We start from the raw sequence: 23,028 nt of genomic DNA, 5'->3' as shown, positions 1-23,028 counted from the left end.
CCGGCAACCCGTTCCCCGCAGCGGGAATGGGATGTCGGAACCTGTGGTTATCTTGGAGGCTTGCCATCCTCGGGTGGCACATCGCTGTCCATCCGAGCCTCGAGGAGACGACCTATGGCCGCCATCGAAACGACCCCCGGAACCGGCAGCATCCCCGCTGTATCGGGCGGTTCCGCCGCGGGTGCCACTCTCAAGCTCCGGCCCGAAGAGAGCCGGGTCATCTGGCTGCTCCTCGGCGCCGCGTTCGTCGCCATCCTCAACGAGACGACGATGGGCGTGGCGATCCCGCACCTCATCACCGACCTCGGCATCACCGCGCTCGCCGCGCAGTGGCTGACGACGGCTTTCATGCTGACGATGGCCGTGATCATCCCGATCACGGGCTTCCTGCTACGCCGCTTCACCACGCGCACGATGTTCGTCGCCGCAATGGGGCTCTTCTCGGTCGGCACGCTCATCGCGTTCCTGTCGCCGGGATTCCCCATGCTCCTCGCCGCCCGCGTCGTGCAGGCATCGGGAACCGCGATCATGATGCCGCTGCTCATGACGACGCTCATGACCGTCGTGCCCGCCGCCATCCGCGGCCGCATGATGGGCCGCGTCAGCATCGTGATGTCGCTCGCCCCGGCGATCGGCCCGACCCTCGCGGGCGCCATCCTCAACAACTTCGAGTGGCGCTGGATCTTCGGCATCGTGCTGCCGATCGCCATCGTGGCGCTCGTCGTCGGCGCGCGCTGGATCCACAACCTCGGCGAGACCACGCGCGCCCCCATCGACGTGCTGTCGGTGATCCTCTCGGCCCTCGGCTTCGGCGGTCTCGTCTTCGGCCTCAGCCAGCTGGGCGGCGGCGGGCACGGCAGCGGGGCGGATGCCGCGGCCGCGAGCGCCGCGTCGACCACGACGCTCATCGTGTCGCTGGCCGTCGGCGTGGTCGCGCTCGGCTTCTTCGGCTGGCGCCAGGTGGTGCTGCAGCGCAAGGACGACGCCCTGCTCGACCTCCGCGTCTTCCGCAGCGCGAACTTCTCGCTCTCGATCGCGCAGATGGCGATCATGTCGATGGCCTTCTTCGGCGCGATCACCGTCGTCCCGCTGTACCTGCAGGACGTCCTCGGCGTCGACCCGCTCACGACGGGGCTCATCGTCCTGCCGGGCGCACTGGCGATGGGTCTCGCGGGCCCGGTCATCGGCCGCATCTACGACCGCTGGGGCACGACGGTGCTGCTCGTCCCGGGCGCCGTGATCACGAGCGGGATGCTGTGGTTCTACACGACCTTCGGCCCCGAGACCCCGGTGTGGCTGATCGCCGTGGCACAGACCGTGCTCTCGATCGGTCTCGCACTGTCGTTCACGCCGCTGTTCACAGCATCGCTCGGCTCGCTCGAGCCGAAGTTCTACTCCTACGGTTCGGCGGTCGTCGGCACCGCGCAGCAGGTCGCGGGCGCCGCGGGCATCGCGCTCATGTTCGGCGTCATGGCTGCGGCCACGTCGGCCGCGACGTCCTCGGGGGCGGACGCCGTCGCCGCAGGCGCCGCCGGCACGCATGCCGCGTTCCTCACGGCCGCCTTCCTGTCGCTGCCGCTCCTGGTGGGCGCGTTCCTCATCCGCAAGCCCGCCGACGCACCGATGGGCGCGCCCGCCGGTCACTGATCGAGGTATCACCCGGATGCCCCGCCCCTCGACAAGGGGTGGGGCATCCGCGATTCTGGATGCGCCCGAATCCGACGGGAAGGCAGCACCATGATCGTGAGCACTCCGGACATCGACAGCGCGACCGGCCACGTCGCCGAGATGTACGGCGGCGACCTCCGCGGAGACGGCGTCGTCTTCGGCCACACCCGCGCGATGGCGATCAATCCCGAGGCCCATCAGGCCTTCGAGGCGCTGGTCCGCGCGATCGTGCCGTCGATCGGCATCCGCAACTACGAGCTCGCAACCCTCGGCGCCGCGCGCGCGATCGGGTCGGATCACTGCCTCCTCGCGCACGGACGCAAGAGCCTCAGAGCCGGCGTCCTCGACGAGGATCAGCTCGCGCGACTCGCACGTGACGGCGCGGACGCCGAGCTCGACGAGACCGACTTGGCGGTGGTCGCATACGCCGAGAAGCTGTCGACGGATGCCGCGGCCATGACCGATGCCGACACGCAGCGCCTGCGCGACCTCGGGTTCACCGATCGGCAGATCGTCGACATCACGCTCGCCGCCGCCGTGCGGAACTACTTCAGCCGCGCGCTGCTGGCCCTTGCTGTGCCCGTCGACGACGTGCCCGGGCTCAGCCCCGCGCTGGTCGCGGCGCTGCTCGCGCCCGCGCAGGCCGCGCGCGGCGACGTCAGTGGTGGATGACGGCCTTCAGCAAGATGAGCACTCCGCCGAATGCGGCGGTGATGAGCGCACTCAGGATGCGCGGCAACCAGTGCGTGCTCCAGCGCGCGACGGCGATCCAGCCCAAGGCTCCCAGCATGACCGTGTTGACGATGAGCGCTGCCCACAGCGCCGTGGCGTCTTCGACGACGCGGGTCGCGCCGAGCAGCAGGATGATGAGCGGCGGCACCGACGCGAGGAGCATGCCGCCCGACTGATGCGCGGACGCGCGGAGGCTGGCACGGAGTCCGGCGTGCCCGTCGGTCGCGGCAAGGCGACCGAGCGTGCCGGCGAAGACGTGGGCGGCGAAGAACACGATCACGGTGACCGCGACGGTCACGAGCGCCTCCCACGAGGTGCCCTTCGCCGAGACGACGATCATGCCCGAGACGAGGATCAGTCCGTAGATCGCCTCCTCGGACATGAGGATGCGGCCGACCCGCGGGGTGATGTGCAGCTGTTCGTCGGTCATCGCCGGCGTCTGGTGGTGAGGACCGCGCGGGGGATCAGTCGATGCTGCAGCTGCCGCCGCCGCAGCACGAGCCCTCGGACTCGACAACCGTGAGGAGGTTCTTCTCGTCGGGCACCGGGGCCAGGGTGATCGGCGCGGGCTGCTGCGAAGTCGTCATGGGGACCATGCTACCCACGGGAACGGGGCAGCGGCCGCCGCAGCCTTCGGCACCCTGACGCTCAGAGCGGCACTCCCCCGTTCTGGCACGTCGGGCAGTACTGGGCGGTCGTGCTCGAGAACGTCAGGTCGCGGATCGTGTCGCCGCACACCGGGCAGGACTCGCCCGTGCGGCCGTGTACGCGCATCGCGGCCACCTTGTGCGCCTTGAGCTGGTCGATCGGCACGCCGAGACGGGCGTCGATCGCCCCGCGCACGATCGTCAGGGTCGCGTCGAACAGCCGATCGGCGGCCGCTGCGTCGAGAGCGGCCGCGTGGCTCACCGGCGACACCTTCGCGAGGTGCAGGATCTCGTCTGAGTACGCGTTGCCGATCCCGGCGAGAGACTCCTGCTCCTGGAGGATGGCCTTGATCTGCTTGCGGCGTCCGCCGAGCGCGGCGTCGAACTGATCGCGGGTGAACGCGTCGTCAGCCGGATCCGGACCGAGCTTCGCGATCGCGGGGACCTCCTGGGCGTCGCGGACCACGAACAGTCCGAGCGACACCCAGCTGCCGGCATCCGTCACCTGAAGACCGCGGTCGCCCGACAGCTCGAAAGTCGCCAGAGCCGGCGGCGCGTCGGACGGCAGCTCGAGCGCCGCGGCCTCGGCGTCGCCATCGACCCAGCGCATCCAGCCGTGCCGACCGAGCGACACGACCAGGCTCGCGTCGTCGAGCACGAGTTCCACGTGCTTGCCGTGCCGCCGCGCGCCGGTGATCGTATGCCCGGCGATGCCTGCCGGGGGCATGGCGCGCGTCTTGACGGTGCGGAACTCGAGTACATCGACTTCACGGACCTCTCGCCCGGCTGCCTCTTCAGCGAGGAACCGCGCGAGAGCCTCGACCTCCGGCGACTCAGGCATGGCCCCATCCTGCCACCGGGCACCGACACGCGGGCGGGCCCCGCCCCCGGATGGATCAGGCGTGCGCAGGCGGGCGGTGCGGGATCGGCGCCGGCTTGAGCGCGCCGAGGCTGCGTGACTGCTCGAGCATCTGGATCGCCGCACGGAACAGGCTCTCGAGCGTCGCGAACCTCGCGGATCCGAGGCCGACCGACACCCACACCGCCTCGTATGCGCCCGAGTCGAGCTGTTCGACGTACGCGATGACGCTCGCCACCTCGCTGCGCGCGACTCCCCGGTCGCACAGACGCCACGCCCGGTCCGCGAGAGGCGTCAGAACCAGCTGGTGGATATCGTCATGTTCCATACCCGGAGCCTGCTCCCCCGCCGCCGCACTCGCGTAGGGGGTTGACAACCGTCGAGAGCAGATGCCCGTCGGGGCGCGCGTCAGGCGCGGCTTCGGACCGCGTCCAGCAGACCGTCGCGTGCACGGGCGAGGAAGGCGTCCTGGTTCTGGCCCACGCCGTGCAGGTAGAGTTCGTCGGCACCGGCCGGCACGAGGTCGGCGAGGCGCGCCGCCATCTCCTCCTCGTCCGACGAGATGAGCACGCCGTTTTCGAGCGCACGCGCGTCGCCGGGATCGGCGAGGCGGTCGAAGTCCTCGGGTTGCATGAGGTCCCACATGAGCTCCTCGGGCGCGGTGGCCTGCCGCCACTGTTCCGCGGCGATGCGCCGCGCCTCGTCGTCGGAATCGGCCAGGCTCACGTGCACCTGCACAGCGCACGGACCGCGCCCGCCGGCATCGCGGTACGCGGCGATGATGGCGCGGATCTCGTCGGGGTCATGCCCCACGGTGATGAGTCCGTCGGCCCAGGCGGCCACTGCCGCGGCCGTCGGCTGCGACGCCGCCGCGGCTCGCAGTCGCGGCGGATCGGCGGGACGCGACCAGAGGCGCGCGTCGTGCACGCGCACGAGCCCGTCGTGGTCGACGCGCTCGCCCGCATGCAGCCGGCGGATCACGTCGACGACCTCGCTGAGGCGTTCCTCGCGCCGCGGCTTGGGCGGCCAGGTGTCACCCGTGACGTGTTCGTTGAGCGCCTCGCCGCTCCCGAGCGCACACCAGAACCGCGAGGGGAACATCTCCGCGAGCGTCGCCATCGCCTGCGCCGAGATCGCGGGGTGGTAGCGCTGGCCGGGCGCGCTCACCACACCCATCGGGAACCGGGTGGTCGCCATCGCCGCGCCGAGCCAGCTCCACGCGTGGCCGGACTCGCCCTGCGCGAGGCCCCAGGGGGCGAAGTGGTCGGAACACATCGCTCCGTCGAAGCCGGAGCGTTCCGCCTCCTGCACAGCGGCCAGCAGGCGCGACGGCGGGAGTTGTTCGTGCGAGGCGTGGTAGCCGAGGAAGACCATCCGCCCAGCCTGCGCGGCGGTCCGCGAACCGCCCATGTCGTTGCGGGCGCACCGTCGACGTGCTACGGATGCCGCTCCCGCGAGCGCGGCCGCCGGACCGCGTGATCACGCGGCCGGCTGCGCCACCCGTTCCGGGGTCCGCTCGATGGCGGGCGACTCCGTCACCGGCGCAGTGAGAAGGTGTATGTCGTCGAGCTCGACGAGAAGACCGGCGTTGGAGCTCGCCTCCGCGGCGAGCCGCGTCAGCAGCGCGTGGTCGATGCGAGGTTCGTCGGCGCTGTCGAAGGTGAAGCGAAGCGGGATGGACGGATCCAGCCAGACCGACGATCGTCCTGACCCGTCGGAGTGCCGCCACGACATCATGAAGCTCTCGTTCCGGCGCAGCTTCGTCGTGACGATCAGCTTGACGTGAGCAAGCAGATGCTCCGGTATGCAGATGGGGGTGCCCTCGGCACCGTAGACGAGCTCAGTCATGGGGACTGCTCCTTCCGGAGGCGTATCACCATACTAGTTCGATAACGAACTTTTCGATAGTGAGAATTTTGTCCGTGGAAGTTCAGAATATTAAAGTTCGTGATCAGAAGGTTTCGCTTCCGAGAGTTTTGTGGTCGAATAAAACCAATCCCCCGCCCAGACAGCCGGGCGGGACGCGACGAGGGAGCGTGCTCGTGACGGAGATCACGGTGGCGTCGGCGACGACAGCCGACGGGCATCGCGCGGATGTGGCAGGCGTGCTCGAGCGGCTGCGGCTCGCCGAGGCGAAGCTCGCCCGTCGGCGCGAGCAGCAGACCGGCATGAACGAAACCGACCGCGCAGCGATGCGCTACCTGCTCGAGCGCGTCGACACGGAGGACGTCACACCTTCCATGATCGTGCGGGCGCTGCACCTCTCCCCGGCGTCTGGCACAGCCCTCATCGATCGCCTCGTCGCACGCGGGCTCGTCGTCGCCGAGGCTCACCCGCACGATCGGCGCAAGAAGGTCATCCGGCCCTTCGACCGGAACATCGATCCGGATCACCTGGACCCGCTCACGATGCAGCTTCGCGGCCTCGCCTCGGAGCTGCCCGCGAGTGACGCCCGCGTCGTCGCAGGCTTCCTCGAGGACGTCCTCGCGTTGGTCTCGAGGACGGCCATCCCCGCGAACTGACGCGGGTCAGAGCGTGGCGGCCGCGAGCCGCTGCCCGATGTGGTCCAGCGCGTCGCGGAGCGATCCGAACTCGCACACCCCGGCGGCCCCGTCGGCCGACAGCACATAGACCCGCTCGTCCTTGCACTCGACGTAGGCGACGACGCGGTGCGGATCCGTGGCGCCGGCCGACGGGTCGCACGCCACCCACGCTCCCGACCCCACCCACAGCAGCTCGGGGCGACGGGTCTGGACGGCGGTAGTCGATGCCTCGATCATGGCGACCTCCTGGCTGGGGTGTCCGCGCCTCGTCGCGCGTCATCGTCAAAGATCCTCGCCGAAGGGCGCGGTGCGGAGGGGCTTGACGGAGGGCGCGGGATCTGCCAGCGGTCCGCTCGCCGCCGAGCGATCTAGGCTGACCGGATGCGGGAGTTCTTCGGCGGGGTCGGCCTGCTCGGCCGCGGCTTCGCCCAGTGGCGGCGCCGGCCGGGCCTCATGGCGCTCGGCCTGGTTCCCGCTGCGATCGTCGGCCTCCTGTTCCTCGGCGGCCTCGTCGCGCTGAGCGCGTCGCTGCCCGCACTCACCGAGGCGATGACGCCGTTCGCGGACGGCTGGCCCGGCGTGTGGGCGACCGTCTTCCGCATCGCGGTGGGCACTGCGCTGCTCGGCGCCGCCCTCGTGCTGGTGGCCGTCACGTTCACGGCGCTCACGCTGCTCGTCGGCGACCCGTTCTACGAGCGCATCTGGCGAGCGGTGGAGACGGACGCCGGCTCTTCGCGGTTCGAGGGCGACTACGGCTTCTGGCGCTCCGTCGGCGACGGCCTCTCGCTCATCGCGCGCGGCATCGGCATCGCGCTGGTCGCCGCGCTGATCGGCCTCATCCCGCTCGCCGGCGCCGTGGCGAGCACCGTCTTCGCCGTGCTCTGCACCGGGTGGCTGATCGCCGACGAGCTCACCTCGCGCGCGCTGACCGCCCGCGGACTGACCGGACACGCGCGCAGGGAGCTGCTCCGCCGCAGGCGCTGGCGTGTGCTGGGGTTCGGCGTGGCGACGCAGCTGTGCTTCCTGGTGCCGCTCGGCGCCGTCGCCACGATGCCGGCGGCGGTTGCGGGCGCCACTCTGCTCGCGCGGGCGCTGCTCGATGCCGCTCCGGCCGCCCGGCCTCAGCCGTGACCGGCGGCGCCGGGGCGCAGCATCCATGTCATTCGTTCGAAGCCCGCTCCGCGGCGACCTCGATGAGATGAGGGATCGCCCGGTCGATCATGGTCATCGTCGCCGTCAGCGAGATGCGGAAGTGGTGCGGCTGCTCGAACAGGGAGCCGGGCATGACGTACACGCCGCGCTCCTCGAGGGCGTCGCAGAAGGCCTGGGCATCGCCGCCAGGCGCCTTGCCCCACAGGTAGAACGTGCCCTCGGGCCGGGTGACCTCGTAGCCGGCCCCGGCGAGCGCGCCGTACATCCGGTCGCGCTTGCGCGTGAGCTCGTCCAGGTCGAGCGAGAGGTGTTCGAGGTCGGGCACCGAGTACTGCATCACCGCGTCGGGGAACCCCCAGCCGATGGCCAGCCCGAGGGAGAAGAGCGCGCCACGAAGCTCGTCCCGCTCCGCGGCCGGGATCAGCGGCGACAGCGCGAGGTAGCCGAGGCGTGCGCCGGGGGCGAGCAGCACCTTGCCGTAGCTGTAGTCGATCACGGTCCACGGGTAGAAGGCCGCGGGGCTCGTGAACGCGATGCCGTCGAAGCGGATGCGTCGGTACGGCTCGTCGGACAGCAGCCAGATGCGGCGCCCGTGCGCGCGCGACGCCTCGTCGAGCACCGCGGCGAGCGCCCGCCACGCCGACGGCGGGTAGACGCGACCGGTCGGGTTCGCGGGAGAGTTCACCACGACGATCCGCGTGCGGGGCGTGATGGCGCGCGCGATCGCATCGACGTCGAGATCGAACGTCACGGGCGCGAGCTCCGCTCCGACGGGGACGAGGTTCGCGGCGTGCAGCATCGGCGCGTAGCAGAACCAGCCGGGCACCGGGATCACGACCTCGTCGCCGGCATCGGCGAAAAGCGCGAGCGCGAGCGAGATCGCACCGAACGCGCCCTGCGTCATGGCGATGTCGTCGGGCGCGAAGTCCATCTGCAGCTCGCCCGACAGCGCGGCCGCCACGACCTCCTGCGCGGACCGCTCGCTGCTCTTGTACGCGAACCAGTCGACGCTGCGCGGCTCGGCGTGCGTGCGGATCGCGGCCGGCAGAGCGGGCAGCGCCATCTCGTGCGGATTGCCGAACGCGAAGACCAGCGCCTCCGGGTCGGTGGCGACGACCTGCATGCGTGAGAAGTAGGGGCCGATGACGTCGACCGCCGCCTTCGCCGCCTTCGCCCGTGCCGACATCGCCATCGCAGTCACCTCTCGCCCCCGTGCCGATCCGTGATCCGCCCAGGATCCCAACTGCACGGTGGCGCGTCAATCACACCTCGCGTCAAGCCCGTGCACAGTTGTTCCCCACCTGCCGGATGCTACCTTCGCCCGGGCGCGACGAGCGGAGGACGAATGAACGACGACGCTGAGCTGGGGCTCGTGCTCGGCGGCGGTGGCGCGTTCGGCGCCGCCCATGTCGGCGTGCTCCAGGTGCTGGCCGAGCGACGCATCCGTCCCGGCATCGCGACCGGCACGAGCTCGGGGGCCCTCGTCGCCGCGGCGTACGCCGCGGGGCTCGAGCCGCACGCCATCGAGCGTGCCGCCCGCACCTTCCGCTGGAGCGCGATCGCGCGCTGGTCGCTGACCCCGCGGTGGGGTCTGCTCGACACCACCGCGATCGTCGACGCCGTGCCGCGCGCGCTCGGCGAGGACCCGCACATCGAGCACCTCCCCCGCCGCTTCGCCGCCTACGCCACCGACCTGCGCACGCGGCGCGGGGTGATCCTCGACGAGGGACCGCTCAGCGCCGCCCTGCGGGCGACGGTCGCGGTGCCGGGCCTTCTTCCCCCGATCCGCCGAGGCGATGCTCTGCTCGCGGACGGCGGCATGATCGACAACGTGCCGGTCGCCGCGGCGCGAGCACTCGGAGCGACGCGCGTCATCGTGGTGCGGCTGCACGCGAAGTGGGAGAACGTGCGCATGATGCGCACCGTCACCCGCACCGCGGAGCTGGCCGCCGATCCGTCGGTCGTGCTGATCCAGCCCGAGATGGAGGGCATGGCGCAGTGGCGCATGACCGACGTGCCGCGCCTCATCGAGGAGGGTCGCCGGGCGGCGACGGCGGCATTGGATGCTGCGGCCCAGCGCGATGCGGCCGGCCGGGGTGCGACGCTCGTCACGGAGTAGCCGCCGCCGGGTGCTCCGTCACATCCGTGCGTACCGAGCACGGGCGAAGCAGAACACGCCGTAGACGATCAGCCCCACGGCGACCACCCACAGGATGACGGACCCGAGCGGCAGCCCCGCCAGGCTGTGCAGGGCGCCGTCCAGTCCGCCCGCCGCCTCGGGATCGTGCGTGAACGCGGCGACCACGAACAGCACGCCCGTCACCGCCACGGCGATGCCCTTCGCGACGTAGCCGACCACACCGAACGTCACGATGCCCTTGCGTGCGACCCCGTGCGGCAGTTCGAGGCGCTTCTCGAAGGCGCGGGTGAAGCCCCGCACGATGAAGGCGATCCCGATCGCGAGCACGATGAGCCCGATCAGGATGAGCACGAACAGGCCCCCGGGGCTGTCCATCAGCCGCGCGCTCAGGGACTGCGAGGACTGCGAGGAGTCCGAGCTTCCACCGAGCGCGTAGACGAGCGCGGTGAACGCGATCGCGAGGTAGGCGACGGCCGTGCCCGCGTACTTGACGCGGTACCCCCACTTCTTCTTGCTGTCGGCGTTCCTCTCCAGAAAGGCCTCGGCGACCTGCCATACGGCGAGCGCCGTGAGTCCCAGCACGATCGCCCAGAGGAGGAGCACCCCCGCGGGGGTGTCGCGGATGGCCCGCATGGCGCCGCCCTGGTCCGCCTCCCCCGCGGCGCCGGTGGCGACGGAGATGGCGATGCCGCCGATGACGATGTGCACGACGCCGAGCACGACGTAGCCGATCCGGGCGATCGTGCGGAACACGGGTGAGTCCGTCGCGGCCCGCGCGGCGCTTTTCGCAGTGGTCATCGGCGAAGCGTATCCCCGGCGGGAGCGTGCGAGCCGGGGCTTGAAATCCGGCGTGGAACCGTGCTCAGCCGCCCCGCGCAGGCGATGCCATGGCGCGCCGGACACGGTAAGCCTGCATCGCGCTCCAGACCAGCGTCGCGACCGCCACGCCCTCGAGCATTCCGGCGACGACATCGCTCAGCCAGTGTGCGTGCAGGTACGTCCTGCTCCACATCATGCCGAGCACCCACAGCGCCCCGAGCAGCCAGACGTACCGGCGCCTGAGCAGCAGGCCGAGGGTCACTGCGATCGTCGTCGCCACGGCGGTGTGGCCGGACGGGAACGACGTCGCGACGCGCTCCGCCAGCGAGTCCTCGGGCCGCACCCGGGCGATCACCGCGGCCATCGGCGCGCCGATCGCGACGACGACCACGATCGCGGTCGCGAGGGTCGCAGCATCCCATCGCCGTCGTCGCCCCCAGAAGATCGCGACCATGACGATGCCCGCCACGATCACGCCGGCCGTGCCGCCGACGATCGCGGGCACCCACGCCACCACGACGCCGGCATCCGTGAGGGTGGCGACCATCAGCCCATGCCACCAGACGTCGGTGGCGAGAGGATCGTGCCCGCCCAGCGCGACGACGCAGCGCAGCACGACGAAGGCCACGGTCGCGAGCACGCCGACGACCAGGACGATCGCGCGGTGCGGCTCGGGGTGCGGCAGGGACAGATGCGCCGTCGGCGAGGGAGATGCTCGGCCGCCGCCCTGCTCTTCACGCTCGCCCACGGCCTCATTCTCGATCACCGCTGCCGTGGGACTGCGGCTCTTGCCCCGGGACGCCCGTCGGGCTAGTGCCCTCGACGCCCATTGACGCGGACGCCCGCCACTGCTCTGATGAGCGCATGGAGGCGATCGTCGACGTCGACTACGTGGTCGTCGGGGCGGGGGCGATGGGGATGGCGTTCACCGACGCCCTCACCGCGGCCGCAGACGACGTGTCGGTCGCGATCGTCGACCGCCGTCACGGCGCCGGGGGCCACTGGCTCGACGCCTACGGGTTCGTCCGGCTGCACCAGGCGTCGGCCTTCTACGGCGTCGCATCCACGCTGCTCGGCGGGGGCCGGCTGCAGGACGACGGGCCGGAGCGAGGGCTCCACGAACGCGCGAGCGCGGCCGAGGTGTCGGAGTACTACGCCCGCGTGATGGCGCGCCTCGTCCGGTCGGGCCGGGTCGCCTTCCACGCGCGGAGCGAGTATCTCGGCGATCGCCGGTTCGTGTCGCTGCTGAGCGGCACCCGCTTCCACGCGCCTCGCGCGCGGGTGGTGGACGCACGGTACCTGTCCCCCGACATCCCGCTCCTCACCCCTCCGCCGTTCGCGATCGAGGACGGCGCCCACGTCGTGGCGGTGAACGACCTCGTCCGCATCGCTGAGGCCCCCGGCCACTACGTCATCGTGGGCGCGGGCAAGACCGCGACCGACACGTGCGTGTGGCTGCTGCAGAACGGCGTGACCCCGGACGCGATCACGTGGGTGCGGCCGCGTGATCCGTGGCTGCTCAACCGTGCCGTCGTGCAGCCCGACCCCGCGATCTTCCTCGGCATGGCCGCCGACACGATGGCGGCCGCCGCGGCGGCGACCGACCCGGACGACGTGTTCTTCCGGATGGAGGAGGCCGGGATCATGCTCCGCTTCGATCCCGCGGTCACCCCGACGATGGCGAAGACGCCGACGCTCGCCGTGTGGGAGCTCGACCTCGTCCGCACGATCGACGACGTGGTTCGCCGCGGCCGCGTGCAGTCCGTCGGGCGCGGACGCCTGACGTTCGCCGACGGCGAGGTGCAGGTTCCCGCCGATTCGCTCGTCGTGCACTGCGCGGCGGAGGGGCTCAAGTACCCGGGCCTGAAACCGATCTGGACTCCGGAGGCGATCACGCCGCAGCCGGTGCGGGTGGGCTTCCCCTGCTACGGGGCGGCGCTCACCGGTTACGTCGAGGCGACGCGCGACGACGACGCCGAGAAGAACCGCGTCTGCCGCCCGTCGCCGTACTCCGACACGCCTGCCGATTGGGCGACGATGCAGACGATCGGCGGCGACGCGTCGCTGGCGATGTCGAGGGAGAGCGACCTGCGGGCGTGGTCGAACACCACCTCGCTCAATCCCGCGCGTGTCCCGCCGGAGCGGGCCGAAGACCCGGCCGTCCTCGCGGCCGCGGCGCGCTTCAAGGAGAACATCGGCGCCGGACGCGCGCGTCTCGCGGAGTTCGCGGGGATCGCGTAGCCGGTGCGCGGGGATCCGGGCGTCAGTCCCAGTCGAGGTACTCCTCGACGATGACCGCGGTCTCCACCGGGTGGGTGAGCGGGAAGAGGTGGCCGGCTGCGTCGAGCGTCTTGACGCTCGCCCGCTCGGGTGCCGTCGTCTGCAGTCGCTCGCCGTTCACCGGCGGGGTCACGTCGTCATCGGCGCCCTGGATGATCAGCACCGGGATCACCGGGGCGAGCGCGATGTCCTCGTCCTCGACGCCCAGCAGCAGCAGTCCGTTGACGCGCTCCGGGTGCGCGGCGACCAGCGTGCGCGCGACCGTGCCGCCGCGACCGTGCCCGCCGACCCACGTGCGTGCGAGGCCGAGCTCGTCGATGACGGCGATGACGTCGTCTGCCTGCTCAGCCGTCGTCGCCGCGTCGACGTTCGTACGGTAGCCGACACGGATGATGTGGAATCCCGCCTCCTCGGCGAGGTAGTGGCCCACCACGCCCAGCGCATCCTGGCCGGGCTCGGCGATCAGCACCAGGCCGATGGGCCCGTCGCCCTCTACGATGTAGGGGATCGCGCGTCCGTCGGGCTCGAAGATCTGCGTGGTTTCGGTCATGGGAAGCCTTTCCGGGAAGCTGTCGTCAGACGTTGAAGCGGAACTCGACGACGTCGCCGTCCTGCATGACGTAGTCCTTGCCCTCGAGGCGGGCCTTGCCCTTCGAACGAGCCTCGACGACGGAGCCCGTCTCGACGAGGTCGTCGAACGAGATGACCTCGGCCTTGATGAAGCCCTTCTCGAAGTCGGTGTGGATCACGCCTGCGGCCTGCGGCGCCTTCCAGCCCTTGCCGATGGTCCAGGCGCGGGCCTCCTTCGGACCGGCCGTGAGGTACGTCTGCAGCCCCAGCGTGTCGAAGCCGATGCGCGCCAGCTGGTCGAGGCCCGACTCGTCCTGCCCGGTCGACGCGAGCAGCTCCGCCGCGTCCTCGGGATCGAGGTCGATGAGCTCCGACTCGATCTTCGCGTCGAGGAACACCGCCTTGGCCGGCGCGACCAGTGCCTCGAGCGAGGCCTTCTTCGCAGCATCCGTCAGCACCGCCTCGTCGACATTGAAGACGAAGATGAAGGGCTTGGCCGTCAGGAGGCCCAGCTCCTTGATCGGCGAGAGATCGATGCCCGAGGCCGACAGCAGCACGCCGCGCTCGAGGGCGTCCTTCGCCTCGACCGCCGCGGCGAGAACCGAGGGATCGAGCTTCTTGCCCTTGACCTCCTTCTCGTACCGCGTGATCGCCTTCTCGAGGGTCTCGAGGTCGGCGAGCTGCAGCTCGGCGTTGATGGTCTCCATGTCGCTCTGCGGGTTGACCGCGCCGTCGACGTGCACCACGTCGTCGTCGGCGAAACCGCGCACGACCTGGGCGATGGCGTCGGCCTCGCGGATGTTCGCGAGGAACTTGTTGCCGAGCCCCTCTCCCTCGCTCGCGCCGCGCACGATGCCCGCGATGTCGACGAACGACACCGCCGCGGGCAGGATCCGCTCCGAGTGGAAGATCTCGGCCAGCTGGTCGAGCCGCGGGTCAGGCAGGTTGACCACGCCGATGTTGGGCTCGATCGTCGCGAACGGGTAGTTCGCCGCGAGAACCTGGTTCTTGGTCAGGGCGTTGAAGAGGGTCGACTTGCCGACGTTCGGGAGTCCGACGATTCCGATGGTGAGAGCCACGGGCATCCAGTCTAGTTGGCGGCGTTGCCCGCCCCGACGCCGGGCGCGATACTGAGCGCGTGGACGAGTGCTGCGCGCCGCGCGTGCCGGACGGCTACGACCGGGAGTTCAACGCGCGGTTCGCCCGGCGGCTCGCGCAGCAGTACCGGCGCGACGGCCTGACGCCGAGCGCCGCGCTGGTGCTCGACTTCGCGACCTCGATCGGCCTGGAGGGCGCCTCGCTGCTCGAGATCGGCGGCGGGATCGGCGACATCCAGCTCGAGGCGCTCAAGCGCGGCGCCGCGCACACGACCAACGTCGAGCTCTCCGCCGCGTACGAACCCGAGGCCGTTCGGCTGCTCGACGAGGCGGGACTGCGCGATCGGGTGACACGGATGCTGGGGGTCGATCTCGCGGGGACGCCCGAGGCGGTCGAGCACGCCGACATCGTGGTGCTGCACCGCGTCGTGTGCTGCTACCCCGACTACGAGCGCCTGCTCGGCGCCGCGGCCGGACGCGCGAGGCACGCCGTCGTGTTCAGCCATCCGCCGCGGACGGTGTTCGCCCGCTTCGCCGCGCGCGCCATCAACACGGTGTACGCGGTCACGGGCAATCCGTACCGCGCCTACGCGCACCGACCGGACGCCATGATCGCGGTGCTCAGCGGGCGCGGGTTCGCCCCGCGCTACCGCGAGGCCACCGGCCCGTGGCGGGTCGTCGGCAGCGTTCGGGAGTGAGCCGGCGCGGGGTTCAGGGACGGATCGCGCGATAGGCGTGCGTCACGTACGGCAGATCGACGACCTCCGCACCGGTCGCCTCGGTGATGCGGCGCTCGTCGAACAGCGTGCCCACCGCCGCGAGGATCGCCGTGCGTTCGACCTCGGAGGCCGTAATCACGTAGCTGCGCGAGGCGACCATGTCGAGCAGCGCCGCACGCGTGAGGGTGCGGGTCCACGTCCACGACCGGCGCTCGAGCCCGTCGAAGGGCGCCGCCACCCGCGGCCCGTCGCCGGCGAGCATCTCCTCGGCGTGGCTGCCGTGCATCGCCGCCGTGAGGCGCGCCACCCACGGGTCGGACTCGTCGCGGATGTTCCACACGAGCCCGAGCGCCCCGCCCCCGCGCAGCGTCCGCCCCGCCTCGGCGGAGGCCGCGACCGGGTCTACCCAGTGCCACGCCTGGCCGAGGAGCACCGCGTCGACGGAGGCGTCGGGAAGCGGCATCCGATCCCCCGTCCCCACGAAGGTGGGAACACCGTGGACGTTCGCGCGGAGCGTGGCCAGCATCTCGGCGTCGGGGTCGATGGCGACGACCTCGGCCCCCGCCTCGACGATGGTGCGCGTGAGCTTGCCGGTTCCCGCGCCGACGTCGGCGACGCGCACGGCGCGGCCGGGCTCGCGCACCGGCGCGAGCATCCAGTCCACGGCCTCGCGCGGATAGTCGGGCCGGCCCGACTCGTACGCGCCCGCGGCGGCGCCGAACGACAGCGACATCTCTTCGCGATCAGCCATGGTCCGACCCTATGACCAGGCGGCGCGCTCGGCGCGCCTTCCGCCCGCGCGGGCGGCGCCGGGTGAACCTGGGGATGTGCCTCTGGACTTCACCGCGATCGACTTCGAAACGGCGAACTCCAGCAACGCCTCGGCCTGCGCGGTCGGCCTGGTGCGGGTGCGCGACGGCGAGATCGTCGACCGGACCGGCTGGCTGATCCGCCCGCCGGCCGGGCACGACGTGTTCTTCGAGCTCAACGTGCGCATCCACGGCATCCGGCCGGAAGACGTCGTCGACGCCGCACCGTGGAGCCGCCAGCTCGCCGACATCGTCGCGTTCGTGGGAGACGACGTCCTCGTCGCGCACAACGCCGGCTTCGACATGGCCGTGCTCAAGCGCGCCTGCGACGCGACCGGCGACGAGTGCCCGCCGTACCGGTACGCGTGCAGCCTGCAGGTGGCGCGCCGGGTCTACAAGCTCGAGTCGTACCGGCTGCCGTTCGTCGCCGCCGAGGCGGGGTTCGCCGACTTCCCCCACCACAACGCCACCGCGGACGCGATGGCGTGCGCGCACGTGATGATCGACGCCGCACGCCGCGTCGGCGCCGACGACATCGACGCCCTCACCGAGGCGGTCGGCGTGCGGGTGTCGCAGATCGCGGTCGCCGACGCCCCCGCGGTCTCGTTCGCGGTCGCGTAAGGGTCGCGCACGCGGTCGCGTCGGGCGAGCGCGGATGGATGCTGCGGCCCGCCGCGGCGGCGATGTCGGAGGCATCCGGCACCCTGGTGACATGGACGCAGTCGTGATCAGTGTGGTGGTGATCTTCTGCCTGCTCGTCGGCGCGGTGGCGGGATGGGCGGCAGGCCTCGCTCGTGCCGCGGCACGCGCCGCGCGCGAACACGCCGACCTCACCGCGCGCCTCGCGGGCTCCGAGGCCGCGCGGCAGGGCGTGCAGGCGCAGCTCGAGCACCAGCAGCTGCTCTACCGCGACCTCGCGGGCCAGGCCCGCCACGACCAGGCGGCGCGCGAGGAGCGCGAGCGGCGCGAGCAGTCGGTGCTGCGCGCGCTCGCGCCGGTGCAAGAGACGCTCGCGGCGATGCACACCAAGGTCGACGACCTCGAGCGCGACCGGCACCTGCAGTTCGGCACGCTCGCCGAGCAGCTGCGGCGCGCGCACGAGTCCGACGAGGCGCTGCGCGCGACCACCGAGTCTCTCGCGAGCGCCCTGCGCTCGGGCAGCACGCGCGGGGTGTGGGGCGAGACCCAGCTGCGGCGCGTCGTCGAGGCCGCCGGGCTCACGCGGCACGTCGACTTCGACCTGCAGGCCTCGATCACGTCGGACGCGGGCGCCGGCCGCCCCGACATGGTGATCCGCCTGCCCGGCGACAAGGCCATCGCGGTCGACGCCAAGGTGCCGCTCGACGCGTTCCTCGAGGCGAGCGCGATCCCGCTGACGGCGCAGGGCGCCGAGGCGGCACGGCGGCGCACCCTGCTCGACAAGCACGTCAAGGCCGTGCGCGCGCACGTCGATGCCCTCGCCCGCAAAACCTACTGGGCCGGGCTCTCGTCGAGCCCCGAGTTCGTGGTCTGCTTCGTGCCGAGCGAGTCACTGCTCGCCGCCGCCCTCGAGGAAGACCCCTCGCTGCTCGACTACGCCTTCGGCAAGCGCGTCGCACTGGCGTCCCCGGTGAACCTCTGGGCGGTGCTCAAGACCGTCGCCTACACGTGGACCCAGCAGGACGTCTCGCAAGAGGCCCGTGCGCTCTTCGACCTCGGCAACCAGCTCTACGAGCGGCTCGGATCGCTGGCGTCGCATGCCGACGACCTGCGCCGCGCGATCGAGCGCACGGTCGACAGTTACAACCGGTTCGCCGGCTCGCTCGAGACGCGAGTGCTGGTGAGTGCGCGCAAGTTCCCCGGCATCGATGCGACCAAGCTCGACGCCGTGAACGAGCCCGGCGCCATCGAGAAGAGCCCGCGCCGCCTCACCGCGCCGGAACTGCTCGACGGGACGCTCCCCGGGCTGGACGACGCGCGCGCGTCCGCCGTCGGCGAGGACGCCGAGACGCCGTCGCTCACCACGACCGCAGAGCTCGGAGAGGTACGCGCGCGCATCGCCTCACCGAACGAGTGAGGGTCAGGCGCCGCCGGGGACGAAGCTCAGCAGCACGATGACCGCGGCGGAGACGCCGACGAACGCGCCGATCATCCACCACGCGCTGATTTCGTGGCCTTCGTCACGACGGACCCGCAGCAGCACGTCAGGACGACGGGCCGGATCGATCGCGTTGGCGACCACTGCTTGCGCGCCCGTCTGGGGCGACGACGGATCGGCTGAGTGCGCAGACATCGTCAACTCCTCGAGTAGGAAACACGAACGTGTCCCCATCGACACCACACAAGATTCTGCCAGAGTTCCCTCGAAGACCGGTCACGAAACGGTCACGGCAGCATCACGTGTCGCGCCTGCGAGGCGCCGCGGGCCGTTGTCGCGTCAGAGCCACTTCGAGACGAGATGCTCCGACGAGATCCGGCGCAGCGTGCCCGATGCCCCGCGCAGCACGACGCTCTCGGTGTACACGTAGCCGCCCTCTCGGCGCACGCCCGCGACGAGCGCACCGTCGGTGACGCCGGTGGCGACGAAGATCGTGTTGTTGCCCTTGACCAGGTCGTCGGCCTCGTACACGAAGCCGTCGAGCTTGAGTCCCGCGTCGATGCCGCGCTGCTTCTCGGTGTCGTCGCGCGGCCACAGGCGGCCCTGGATGTGGCCGCCGAGAGCCTTGATCGCGCAGGCCGTGACGATGCCCTCCGGGCTGCCGCCGACGCCCACGCACATGTCGGTGCGGGCGTTGTGGCGCGCCGCGTTGATGCCGCCGGCGACGTCGCCGTCGCTCATCAGGCGGGTGCCGGCGCCGGCCTCGCGGATCTCTTCGATGAGGCGCTCGTGGCGCGGGCGGTGCAGCACCGAGACGACGAGCTCGTCGACGGGCTTGTCGAGCGCCTTGGCGAGCCGGCGGATGTTCTCGCCGATGGGCAGGCGGATGTCGACGACGCCGACGCCTGCGGGGCCGGTGACGAGCTTGTCCATGTAGAAGACGCTGGAGGCGTCGAGCATCGTGCCGTGGTCCGAGACCGCGATGACCGACAGCGCGTTGTTGCGGCCGGCTGCGGTGAGCGAGGTGCCGTCGATCGGGTCGACCGCGACGTCGGCCTGGGGGCCGCGGCCGTTGCCGACGCGCTCGCCGTTGAAGAGCATGGGCGCTTCGTCCTTCTCGCCCTCGCCGATCACGATGGTGCCGTCGAAGTTGACGGTGGTGAAGAACGCCCGCATCGCGTCGACGGCGGCGCCGTCCGCCGCCTCCTTCGCGCCGCGGCCGATGAACGGCACCGCGCGGATCGCCGCCGCTTCGGTGGCCCGCACGAGTTCGAGTGCGAGGTTGCGGTCGGGGTGGAGGGGATTCATGTCCGCGGTCAGGCTCACCATGCGGTCAGCCTATGCCAGCATCCCGCCCGATTCACGGGAATTTCACGCGATGGCAAGCGAAGGAATCGCCATTCTTTCCAGTGGTGCAGGGACGGGGTTTTCCCGGGATCGGCCGGGTGGCAGCATCCATTCGCTCTTCCTGCCCTTGGGTAGAGTTTGCGGTGAAGCCCACTCGATCAAAGGGAGCACTCATGCCCGTCGCCACCCCGGAGCAGTACGCCGACATGCTGGACCGCGCGAAGGCCGGTGGCTTCGCGTATCCCGCCATCAACGTCGCCAGCTCGCAGTCGATCAACGCGGTCCTCCAGGGGCTCGCCGAGGCCGGCTCGGACGGCATCATCCAGGTGACGACGGGCGGCGCCGACTACTTCGCCGGCCACACCGTGAAGAACCGCGCCGCCGGCGCGCTCGCGTTCGCGAAGTTCGCCACCGAGGTCGCCAAGAGCTACCCGATCACGGTCGCCCTTCACACCGACCACTGCCCGAAGCCGGCGCTCGCGGACTTCGTGCTCCCCCTCATCGAGGCGTCGGAGGAAGAGGTGAAGGCCGGCCGCAACCCGATCTTCCAGTCGCACATGTGGGACGGCTCGGCGGTCCCGCTCGACGAGAACATCGAGATCGCGAAGGACCTGCTCCCCCGTCTCAAGAACATCAACGCCATCCTCGAGGTCGAGATCGGCGTCGTCGGCGGCGAGGAGGACGGCGTCCAGCACGAGGGCTCCAACGAGGCGCTCTACACCACGGTCGCCGACGTGACGAAGGCCGTCGAGGCACTCGGCCTCGGCGAGAACGGCCGTTACATCTCGGCCCTGACCTTCGGAAACGTGCACGGCGTGTACAAGCCCGGCAACGTCAAGCTCCGCCCCGAGCTCCTGGGCGAGATCCAGGAGGGCATCGCCGCGAAGTTCGGCACCGGCGCGAAGCCCCTCGACCTCGTCTTCCACGGCGGCAGCGGCTCGACGGACGAAGAGATCGCGCTCGCGGTCGCCAACGGCGTCGTGAAGATGAACGTCGACACCGACACCCAGTACGCGTTCACGCGTTCGGTCGCCGGCTTCATGTTCTCGAACTACGACGGCGTCCTGAAGGTCGACGGCGAGGTGGGCAACAAGAAGGCCTACGACCCGCGCGCGTGGGGCAAGATCGCCGAGTCCGCGATGGCCGCCCGCGTGGTCGAGGCCACGAACCAACTCGGCTCGGCCGGCAAGAGCCTGGGCGCGTAAGCAGCGGAATCGACGGATGCCTCGGCACCGGCCTCGCGGCCGGTCCGGGGCATTCGTGCTTTCCGTGGCGGAGAGGCCGAGCCACGTCATCCCGTATGCGGGCTGTGCGCCCGGGCGATGTCGGAGGGTCGTCGTACTGTCATGGGTAGTAGATCGAGCTTGTGCCCACTTTCGTTCGGTCTTCCGTCGCACCCGTCTGGGTGCTGTTCAGCGGGAGCATCATGGGCCAGCGAGTCGGCAGTGACGACGCGGCCTGGAGTGCGCTGGATCGGGTGGTCGCCGAGATGCAGTCGACCCGGTCCGAGATCGCCCGGTTGCAGGCGGAGGAGTCGCGGCTGCTGACGGATGCTGCGGACATCGTCCGCGCCCGCGAGCAGGCGCGGCGGGCGGCGGGCCGTAAGAGCCCGCACGATCTGCCGCTGCGGGAGGTGTCGGCCGAGCTCGGCGCCGCGATGCGGCTCAGCGATCGGACGGTGCAGGCGCGGATGTCGGCGGCCAGCACGCTGCGCGACGGATTCGCCGCGACCTTCACGGCGTTGGCCGAGGGGCGGATCGACCTGGCGCACGCGGCGGCGATCGTCGACGCCGGGGCGGTGATCGCCGATCCCGAGATGCGGGAGCAGTACGAGCGGATCGTGCTGGACGCGGCCGGGTTCGAGACCCCGCACCGGCTGCGGGCGATCGCCCGGGTGGTCGCGGCCCGCATCGACCCCGACCTGGCCGAGGAGCTGCGCCGCCGCGCGGTCGGGCTGCGTCACCTCCGGGTCATCGATATCGATGACGGCATGGCGCGGCTGCTCGCCGACCTGCCCGCCGTGCTCGCCCACGCGATCTACGACCGGCTGACCCAGATGGCCGAGGCCGAACGCGCCGCCGAACGCGACGACGCGGCCGAAGCCGCCGCGGAAGCCGCGCGACCGGATGCGCCGACCGACGACGACGCGACCGAGCCGGGAGCGCAGGATGCCCCGCAGCTCACCACCGGCCCGCAGGCCGACGCCCGGTCATTGGACGAGCTGCGCGCCGACATCTTCGCCGACCTGGTCCTCACCGCCTCCCCGTCCGGCCACGGCGACGGTGACGCGCTCGCCGCCATCCGCGCCGAGGTGCAGATCACCATCCCCGTGCTGACCGCCGCCGGCACCAGCAACGAACCCGCCCTGCTCGCCGGGTACGGCCCGATCGACGCCACCACCGCCCGCGAACTCGCCGCCGCCGCCGCCGGCTGGGACCGGGTCATGTACCACCCGCACAGCGGGATCCCGCTCGCCGTCGACCGCTACCGATCCTCCGCAGGCCTCACACGATTCCTCCGCGCCCGAGACGAACGCTGCCGGTTCCCCGGCTGCCGACGCCGACCCTCGAAATCCGACATCGACCACACCGTCGACCGCGCCCTCGGCGGCGACACCACCGACGACAACCTCGCCCACCTCTGCCGACGACACCACACCCTCAAACACGCCACCGCATGGCGCGTCCGCCAACTCGGCGACGGCATCCTCGAATGGACCAGCCCCACCCAGCGCCGCTACCTCGACAAACCACCAGCCACCGTGCAATTCGTCCCCTCGCCGATCTTCGACAAGTACCTCGCCGCGCCCTACGACGGCCGAGCACCCTTCTGACAGGCGTCCGCAGCGGTTCCGTGTCGAACGCGTGCATTGCCACGACGCATGAAAGCCGCCGGAATGGCGAGCATCACGCCCTGTAGGTGGATGTGGTGATCCCAGCGCGGACGCGCCCTACTCCCCATCGCTCCACCGAACTGGCGCGAAACTCGCTCGGAGGAGGGCAGCCTATGCGGGGTCGATGTAACGGTCGAGGAGCCCCGGGGCGCCCTCGGGGCGGTGCACGACGACGATCTCGTCGCCCGCCTGCACGCGCCCGCCCTGGATGACCCGCAGGTACGGGCCGAGGCGTCGCTCGTTCGAGAAGCGCTTGACCCAGCCGCGCGCGTCGTCGCCGCCGACCCAGCGCGCGAACGTCTGGCAGGGTGTGCGCGGCATCGTGACCTCGACCTCGACGCGGTCGCCGATGCGCCACCGCTCGCCGATGAGCGCGGCGTTGACGTCGATCCCTTCGACCCGCAGGTTCTCGCCGAACCAGCCGGGCGGCAGCTCACGACCGAGCTCGGACTCCCAGAACGCGGCGTCCTCCTCGGCGTAGGCGTAGAGCGCCTTGTCGAGTCCGCCGTGGTGCTTGCGGTCGGCCTGCACGTCCGCGTAGACCCCGTACGGGCCGACACGGACCGCTCCCTCGACCGCGCCTTTGTCGATCGCGGTGACGCCGACCGAGCCGGCGTCGGGACGCAGCTGTCGGACGGCGCAGACGGCGACCAGGCGAGGCATCCGCTCATCCTAG

The 23,028-nt window shown here is 71.2% G+C and carries 27 protein-coding genes; 11 read left to right on the top strand and 16 right to left on the bottom strand.

All coding sequences use genetic code 11. From position 1 onward, the window contains the following. The first annotated feature begins 114 nt into the window (after window positions 1-114). Both ACFC1I_RS17045 and ACFC1I_RS17040 read left to right on the top strand, forming a co-directional pair. Window positions 115-1,647, top strand: a complete 1,533-nt coding sequence (locus tag ACFC1I_RS17045) for a DHA2 family efflux MFS transporter permease subunit (RefSeq protein ID WP_376011983.1) — start codon at window positions 115-117, stop codon at window positions 1,645-1,647. 90 nt (window positions 1,648-1,737) lie between these two features. Continuing rightward, a complete protein-coding gene (locus tag ACFC1I_RS17040; protein WP_376011980.1) occupies window positions 1,738-2,340 on the top strand; it encodes a carboxymuconolactone decarboxylase family protein in 603 nt (200 codons plus the stop codon). Here the strand turns inward: ACFC1I_RS17040 and ACFC1I_RS17035 are convergent. The 6 genes from ACFC1I_RS17035 to ACFC1I_RS17010 all read right to left on the bottom strand — a co-directional run bounded on the left by ACFC1I_RS17035 (window position 2,327) and on the right by ACFC1I_RS17010 (window position 5,754). Continuing rightward, window positions 2,327-2,830, bottom strand: a complete 504-nt coding sequence (locus ACFC1I_RS17035) for a hypothetical protein (protein WP_376011977.1) — start codon at window positions 2,828-2,830, stop codon at window positions 2,327-2,329. The two genes, ACFC1I_RS17040 and ACFC1I_RS17035, sit on opposite strands and share 14 nt — an antisense overlap. 34 nt (window positions 2,831-2,864) lie before the next feature. Continuing rightward, window positions 2,865-2,987, bottom strand: a complete 123-nt coding sequence (locus ACFC1I_RS17030; RefSeq protein ID WP_376011975.1) for a hypothetical protein — start codon at window positions 2,985-2,987, stop codon at window positions 2,865-2,867. A 61-nt stretch (window positions 2,988-3,048) separates the two neighbouring features. Beyond that, a complete protein-coding gene (locus ACFC1I_RS17025; protein ID WP_376011972.1) occupies window positions 3,049-3,888 on the bottom strand; it encodes a DNA-formamidopyrimidine glycosylase family protein in 840 nt (279 codons plus the stop codon). 55 nt (window positions 3,889-3,943) lie between these two features. Continuing rightward, window positions 3,944-4,234, bottom strand: coding sequence for a hypothetical protein (locus ACFC1I_RS17020; RefSeq protein ID WP_376011969.1), 291 nt, complete (start codon window positions 4,232-4,234; stop codon window positions 3,944-3,946). An 80-nt stretch (window positions 4,235-4,314) separates the two neighbouring features. Then, window positions 4,315-5,280, bottom strand: coding sequence for a TIGR03885 family FMN-dependent LLM class oxidoreductase (locus ACFC1I_RS17015; RefSeq protein ID WP_376011967.1), 966 nt, complete (start codon window positions 5,278-5,280; stop codon window positions 4,315-4,317). Window positions 5,281-5,385: 105 nt separating this feature from the next. After that, a complete protein-coding gene (locus tag ACFC1I_RS17010; protein ID WP_376011964.1) occupies window positions 5,386-5,754 on the bottom strand; it encodes a hypothetical protein in 369 nt (122 codons plus the stop codon). Window positions 5,755-5,948: 194 nt separating this feature from the next. On the opposite strand from ACFC1I_RS17010, the gene ACFC1I_RS17005 reads away from it, so the two are divergent. Beyond that, window positions 5,949-6,428 (top strand): MarR family winged helix-turn-helix transcriptional regulator, encoded by a 480-nt coding sequence (locus tag ACFC1I_RS17005; RefSeq protein ID WP_376011961.1) that lies wholly within the window; start codon window positions 5,949-5,951, stop codon window positions 6,426-6,428. Window positions 6,429-6,434: 6 nt separating this feature from the next. Here ACFC1I_RS17005 and ACFC1I_RS17000 read toward each other — a convergent pair whose 3' ends face one another. Continuing rightward, window positions 6,435-6,686, bottom strand: a complete 252-nt coding sequence (locus tag ACFC1I_RS17000) for a hypothetical protein (protein ID WP_376011958.1) — start codon at window positions 6,684-6,686, stop codon at window positions 6,435-6,437. Between the two features lie 144 nt (window positions 6,687-6,830). Between ACFC1I_RS17000 and ACFC1I_RS16995 the strand changes: the two genes are divergently transcribed. Then, entirely contained in the window at window positions 6,831-7,580 is a 750-nt protein-coding gene (locus tag ACFC1I_RS16995) for an EI24 domain-containing protein (protein ID WP_376011955.1), read from the top strand. Between the two features lie 28 nt (window positions 7,581-7,608). On the opposite strand, the gene ACFC1I_RS16990 is transcribed toward ACFC1I_RS16995, so the two are convergent. Then, complete coding sequence (locus ACFC1I_RS16990; RefSeq protein WP_376011952.1) at window positions 7,609-8,793, bottom strand: aminotransferase class I/II-fold pyridoxal phosphate-dependent enzyme; 1,185 nt, start codon at window positions 8,791-8,793, stop codon at window positions 7,609-7,611. A gap of 153 nt (window positions 8,794-8,946) precedes the next feature. Here ACFC1I_RS16990 and ACFC1I_RS16985 point away from each other — a divergent pair, with 153 nt between their 5' ends. Next, complete coding sequence (locus tag ACFC1I_RS16985; RefSeq protein ID WP_376011950.1) at window positions 8,947-9,720, top strand: patatin-like phospholipase family protein; 774 nt, start codon at window positions 8,947-8,949, stop codon at window positions 9,718-9,720. An 18-nt stretch (window positions 9,721-9,738) separates the two neighbouring features. On the opposite strand, the gene ACFC1I_RS16980 is transcribed toward ACFC1I_RS16985, so the two are convergent. Further along, window positions 9,739-10,539 carry a DUF1206 domain-containing protein gene (locus tag ACFC1I_RS16980; protein WP_376011947.1) on the bottom strand — a complete coding sequence of 267 codons (801 nt, stop codon included), beginning with the start codon at window positions 10,537-10,539 and terminating at the stop codon, window positions 9,739-9,741. A 64-nt stretch (window positions 10,540-10,603) separates the two neighbouring features. After that, window positions 10,604-11,308 carry a phosphatase PAP2 family protein gene (locus ACFC1I_RS16975; RefSeq protein WP_376011944.1) on the bottom strand — a complete coding sequence of 235 codons (705 nt, stop codon included), beginning with the start codon at window positions 11,306-11,308 and terminating at the stop codon, window positions 10,604-10,606. Between the two features lie 116 nt (window positions 11,309-11,424). On the opposite strand from ACFC1I_RS16975, the gene ACFC1I_RS16970 reads away from it, so the two are divergent. Beyond that, complete coding sequence (locus tag ACFC1I_RS16970) at window positions 11,425-12,801, top strand: NAD(P)-binding protein (RefSeq protein WP_376011941.1); 1,377 nt, start codon at window positions 11,425-11,427, stop codon at window positions 12,799-12,801. 22 nt (window positions 12,802-12,823) lie between these two features. Here ACFC1I_RS16970 and ACFC1I_RS16965 read toward each other — a convergent pair whose 3' ends face one another. Together ACFC1I_RS16965 and ychF are read right to left on the bottom strand one after the other, a co-directional pair. After that, a complete protein-coding gene (locus tag ACFC1I_RS16965; RefSeq protein WP_376011938.1) occupies window positions 12,824-13,390 on the bottom strand; it encodes an alpha/beta fold hydrolase in 567 nt (188 codons plus the stop codon). 25 nt (window positions 13,391-13,415) lie between these two features. Further along, the gene (gene ychF / locus ACFC1I_RS16960; RefSeq protein WP_376011935.1) at window positions 13,416-14,489 is read right to left on the bottom strand and encodes a redox-regulated ATPase YchF; all 1,074 of its coding nucleotides are present in this window, start codon (window positions 14,487-14,489) and stop codon (window positions 13,416-13,418) included. A 59-nt stretch (window positions 14,490-14,548) separates the two neighbouring features. Between ychF and ACFC1I_RS16955 the strand changes: the two genes are divergently transcribed. Then, complete coding sequence (locus ACFC1I_RS16955) at window positions 14,549-15,205, top strand: SAM-dependent methyltransferase (RefSeq protein ID WP_376011932.1); 657 nt, start codon at window positions 14,549-14,551, stop codon at window positions 15,203-15,205. A gap of 13 nt (window positions 15,206-15,218) precedes the next feature. On the opposite strand, the gene ACFC1I_RS16950 is transcribed toward ACFC1I_RS16955, so the two are convergent. Next, complete coding sequence (locus tag ACFC1I_RS16950; protein WP_376011929.1) at window positions 15,219-15,977, bottom strand: class I SAM-dependent methyltransferase; 759 nt, start codon at window positions 15,975-15,977, stop codon at window positions 15,219-15,221. 76 nt (window positions 15,978-16,053) lie between these two features. Here ACFC1I_RS16950 and ACFC1I_RS16945 point away from each other — a divergent pair, with 76 nt between their 5' ends. Together ACFC1I_RS16945 and ACFC1I_RS16940 are read left to right on the top strand one after the other, a co-directional pair. Beyond that, window positions 16,054-16,656, top strand: a complete 603-nt coding sequence (locus tag ACFC1I_RS16945) for a 3'-5' exonuclease (RefSeq protein ID WP_376011926.1) — start codon at window positions 16,054-16,056, stop codon at window positions 16,654-16,656. A gap of 91 nt (window positions 16,657-16,747) precedes the next feature. Then, complete coding sequence (locus ACFC1I_RS16940) at window positions 16,748-18,091, top strand: DNA recombination protein RmuC (RefSeq protein ID WP_376011923.1); 1,344 nt, start codon at window positions 16,748-16,750, stop codon at window positions 18,089-18,091. 3 nt (window positions 18,092-18,094) lie between these two features. Here the strand turns inward: ACFC1I_RS16940 and ACFC1I_RS16935 are convergent, their stop codons facing one another. Together ACFC1I_RS16935 and glpX are read right to left on the bottom strand one after the other, a co-directional pair. After that, complete coding sequence (locus tag ACFC1I_RS16935) at window positions 18,095-18,307, bottom strand: UDP-N-acetylmuramyl pentapeptide phosphotransferase (RefSeq protein ID WP_082496936.1); 213 nt, start codon at window positions 18,305-18,307, stop codon at window positions 18,095-18,097. Between the two features lie 144 nt (window positions 18,308-18,451). Then, complete coding sequence (glpX, locus tag ACFC1I_RS16930) at window positions 18,452-19,441, bottom strand: class II fructose-bisphosphatase (RefSeq protein ID WP_376011921.1); 990 nt, start codon at window positions 19,439-19,441, stop codon at window positions 18,452-18,454. Between the two features lie 191 nt (window positions 19,442-19,632). Here glpX and fbaA point away from each other — a divergent pair, with 191 nt between their 5' ends. Next, on the top strand, window positions 19,633-20,664 hold the full coding sequence (gene fbaA / locus ACFC1I_RS16925; RefSeq protein WP_376011918.1) for a class II fructose-bisphosphate aldolase: 1,032 nt from the start codon (window positions 19,633-19,635) through the stop codon (window positions 20,662-20,664). Window positions 20,665-20,825: 161 nt separating this feature from the next. After that, on the top strand, window positions 20,826-22,292 hold the full coding sequence (locus ACFC1I_RS16920; protein ID WP_376011915.1) for a DUF222 domain-containing protein: 1,467 nt from the start codon (window positions 20,826-20,828) through the stop codon (window positions 22,290-22,292). Window positions 22,293-22,463: 171 nt separating this feature from the next. On the opposite strand, the gene ACFC1I_RS16915 is transcribed toward ACFC1I_RS16920, so the two are convergent. Beyond that, entirely contained in the window at window positions 22,464-23,015 is a 552-nt protein-coding gene (locus tag ACFC1I_RS16915; protein ID WP_376011912.1) for an MOSC domain-containing protein, read from the bottom strand. Between the last annotated feature and the right edge of the window lie 13 nt (window positions 23,016-23,028).

This window comes from Microbacterium sp. NPDC056044 (assembly GCF_042267145.1).
In the GTDB taxonomy this organism is placed as follows: Bacteria; Actinomycetota; Actinomycetes; order Actinomycetales; family Microbacteriaceae; genus Microbacterium.
Note: the sequence above shows the minus strand (reverse complement) of the source record. Positions and strands in the feature narration are given on the sequence as shown.